General features: G+C 73.5%; 1 protein-coding gene. It reads right to left on the reverse strand.

What is annotated here, in order from left to right:
• Window positions 1–4,178, reverse strand: a 4,178-nt coding sequence (locus IEZ12_RS36260) for an SDR family NAD(P)-dependent oxidoreductase (protein ID WP_189278532.1), incomplete at both ends; no start/stop codon positions are given.

Here is a 4,178-nt window from a genome sequence, read left to right on the forward strand (position 1 = left end):
CGCGTGTACGACGTCCCCGGATGATCCGCATCCGGATGGAACAACCCCTCCACATCCCACCCACGATCCGACGGGAACCCCCCGATCGCATCCACCCCACCCGACACCAGACCCCACAACTCGTCCGGCGACCCCACCCCACCCGGCAACCGACACCCCATACCCACGATCACCACCGGATCGTCCGACACCGCAACCACGACCGGCACCACCGAAGCCACCGCCCCACCGAGGATCTCGGTCAGCAGGTGCTCGGCGAGTTGTCGCGGGGTGGGGTGGTCGAAGGTGACGGTGGCGGGCAGGCGAAGGCCGGTGGCGGTGTTGAGGCGGTTGCGCAGTTCGACGGAGGTCAGGGAGTCGAAGCCGAGGTCCTTGAACGGCTGCCGGTCCCATCCGGCCCCGGGTTCGCGGTGCCCGAGCACGGCGGCGGTGTTGGCGGTGACCAGGTCGAGTGCGGCTCGCAGCCGTTCGGCCTCCGGCAGTGTCCGCAGGCGTTCGGCGATCGCGCCGCGCCGGGCCGGTCGCCGGGCCGCCTTGCGGGAGACGAGGCCCTTGAGGGCCGCCGGGGTCGCCGGGGCGCCCGCCATCACCGACAGGTCGAGGCGTACCGGCACCAGCGCGGCCCGGTCCGTGGCCAGGGCCGCGTCGAACAGCGACAGGGCGTGGTCGGTGGCCAGCGGCACGACCCCGGCTCGGGTCAGCCGGTCCTGGTCGGCATCGGTCAGGTGCCCGGTCATGCCGCTGGCCTCGGCCCAGTAGCCCCAGGCCAGCGAGGTCGCCGGCAGTCCGAGGGCACGCCGGTGCACGGCGAGCGCGTCGAGGAAGGTGTTGGCCGCCGCGTAGTTGGCCTGTCCGGGGCTGCCGAGCGTGCCGGCCGCCGAGGAGAACAGGACGAACGCCGTCAGGTCCAGCCCCCGGGTGAGCTCGTGCAGGTTCCACGCCGCCCGCGCCTTGGGCTCCCAGACCGCGGCCAGACGCTCAGGAGTCAGCGACTCCACCACGGCGTCGTCGAGCACACCGGCCGCATGCACGACCGCAGTCAGCGGGTGCTCGGCCGGAATCGAGTCCAGCACCGCCGCCAGCGCGTCCCGATCCGCCACGTCACACGCCGCGACCGTCACCTCCGCGCCCAGCCCCGCCAACTCCTCGCACAACGCCGCCCCACCACCACTGCGGCTGACCAGCACCACATGCCGCACACCCCGCTCGGCCACCAGATGCCGGGCCACATGACCGCCCAACGTCCCCGTACCACCGGTGATCAACACCGTCCCCGCCGCATCGAAACCCGCCGGAACAGTCAGAACGATCTTCCCGACGTGCGCCGCCCGACTCATGAACCGGAACACGTCGACCGCGTCCCGGACCCCACGTACGTCCAACGGCAGCGGTGCGAACCCGCCGTCCGTGAAGGCCTGTACGACGGCGGCGAGGATCTCGCCGAGCCGTTCCGGCCCCGCGTCGGCGATGTCGAACGCCCGGTAGACGATGTCGGGATGGTCGGCCGCGTCGCGGATGTCGGTCTTGCCCATCTCCACGAACCGGCCGCCGGGTACGAGCAACCGCAGCGAGGCGTCGACGAACTCGCCGGACAGCGAGTCCAGGACGACGTCCATGCGCGGGAACTTCTGCTCGAACTCCAGGGTGCGCGACGAGGCGATGTGGTCCTCGTCCAGCCCCAGGGCGCGCAGGGTGTCCCACTTGGCGGGGCTCGCGGTGGCGAACACCTCCGCGCCGAGCCGCCGGGCCAGTTGGATCGCCGCCATGCCGACGCCGCCGGTGCCGGCGTGGATCAGCACCCGGTGACCGGCCGCCAGCCCGCCCAGGTCACGCAGGCCGTACCAGGCGGTCAGGAACACCACGGGCACCGCCGCGGCCCTGGCGAACGACCAGTCGTCGGGCATCCGGACCAGCAGCCGATGGTCGGCGACGGTGACCGGGCCGAACGCGCCGGGGACCAGGCCCATGACGCGGTCGCCGGGCCGGAACGGGGTGTCCGGGCCGGTTTCGAGGACGACGCCCGCGCCTTCGCCGCCCATCAGGGCCTCGCCGGGGTAGACGCCGAGGGCGATCAGCACGTCCCGGAAGTTGAGTCCGGCCGCCCGCATGGCGATCCGGACCTGCCCGGGCCCGAGCGGCTCCATGAGCTCCGGGCGGGGCACCAGCGCCAGGTCGTCGATGCTGCCGGTGCCCGTGTCCTCCAGCCGCCAGGTCCCGTCCGGCGGGGTGAGGCTCGCACCGACCCGGACCAGGCGGGGGACGCGCAACGCCCCTTGGCGGACGGCCAGTTCCGGCTCGTCCGTGCCGGCGATCAGCGCGGGGTCCCAGGTCGGGTCGGCGTCGACCAGGACGAACCGGTCGGGGTGCTCGGCCCGCGCGCCGCGGACCAGGCCCCAGACCATCGAGTGGTGGAGGCCGACCACGTCGCCGGGTGCGGCGGCGACGGCGTTGCGGGTGACGACCGCCAGCCGCGTCCGCTCGCCCGCCAGGTGCTCCCGGATCACGGCGAGCACGCGCTGCGCGCTCTCGTACGCCGCCTCGACGGTGTCCGCCTCGGGCTCCGGCCCGGGCACCTCGTGGACGACCAGGTCGGCGGGGTCGCCGACCGTCGACGCCGGTTCGAGGGGGACCCAGTCGAGTGCGTACAGGCTGTCCGGGACGGTGGTGGCGTCCCGGACGGTCAGCGACGTGATGACCGCGACCGGGGTGCCGTCCGGATCGGCCACGGCCACGGTGTAGGTGTCCGGCCCGGTGGCGGACAGGCGGACGCGCAGCGGCCCGCGGCCTGCGGGCCGGATCGCCACCCCGGTGAACGCGAACGGCAGGCCGGTGCGGTCGGTGAGGAACGCCATGGGGTGCAGGGCGGCGTCGAGCAGCGCGGGGTGCAGAGCGAACGGCTCCTCGGCGGGAAGCTCCACCTCGGCGTAGACGGTGTCGCCGACCCGCCGGGCCGCCGTGACGCCCTGGAACGCCGGCCCGTACTCGTAGCCGAGCACGGACAGCGAGTCGTAGAGCCCGTCGACGTCGAGGGCCTCGCCGGCCGACGGCCAGTCCCAGGCGCTCAGCACCGGCTCCTCGCCCAGGGTTCCGGTGGCGTGCCGCACCCACTCGTCGCCGTCGTTCGAGTACACCGTGAGCGGGTTGCGGCCGTCGTCCTCGAGGCCCACGACGACCTGGAGGTGCACCGGGGCGTCGTCGAGGACGAGCGGCGTTTCGAGCACCAGCTCCTCGACCGCACGGCCGAGCCGGCCGGCCGCGTAGGCCGCCATCTCCGCGAACGCGGTGCCGGGCAGCAGCACGGAGCCCCGCACGGCGTGGTCGGCCAGCCACGGGTGGGTGGCGAGCGAGATTCGTCCGCTGAGCACCGCGCCGTCGGGCAGTTCCACGAACGTGCTGAGCAGGGGGTGGTCGCCCGACACCGTCGGGACGGGCCGCAGCCAGTACGGCTCGCGCTGGAAGGCGTACGTCGGCAGGTCGACGGGCTCGGTGTCGTCCGGGAACCGCCAGTCGACCGGGACACCGTGGACGTACAGGCGGCCGAGCGAGGTGAGGAAGTCGTCCTGGTCGCGCCGGAGCGTGCCGGTGACGAGGGGGTCGGCGCCGTGGTGGTGACCGGTCTCCTCGACGGCGGAGACCAGGACCGGGTGCGGGCTGGCTTCGACGAAGACGGTGTGGCCGTGGTCGAGCAGCGCCCGGGTGGTCCGGTCGAACAGCACGGGTTCGCGGAGGTTGCGGTACCAGTAGTCGGCGTCGAGGGCGGAGGTGTCGATCTCCTCGCCGGTCACCGTGGAGTAGAAGGGGACGGCCGCGGTCCTCGGCCCGATTCCGGCGAGGTCGGTGAGCAGCTGCTCGCGGATCGCCTCGACCTGCGCGGAGTGCGCGGCATAGTTGACGGGCAGTCGGCGGGCGCGGATGCCGTCGGCCTCACAGGACGCCAGCAGCTCGTCCAGCGCGTCCAGATCACCCGACACCACCACGCTGTCCGCCGAGTTGACCACCGCCACCGTCAGCCGGCCGTCCCAGCGGGCCACGAACTCGGCGGCCTGCTCATGCCCGAGGCCTATGGAGACCATCCCGCCTTGGTCGGCCAACACCGCCAGCGCCCGGCTTCGCAGCGCCACCACCTTCGCGGCATCGTCCAGGGACAGCGCGCCGGCCACGTACGCCGCCGCGATCTC

The sequence above is a fragment of the Kitasatospora griseola genome (assembly GCF_014648555.1).
GTDB classification, from domain to species: domain Bacteria; phylum Actinomycetota; class Actinomycetes; order Streptomycetales; family Streptomycetaceae; genus Kitasatospora; species Kitasatospora griseola.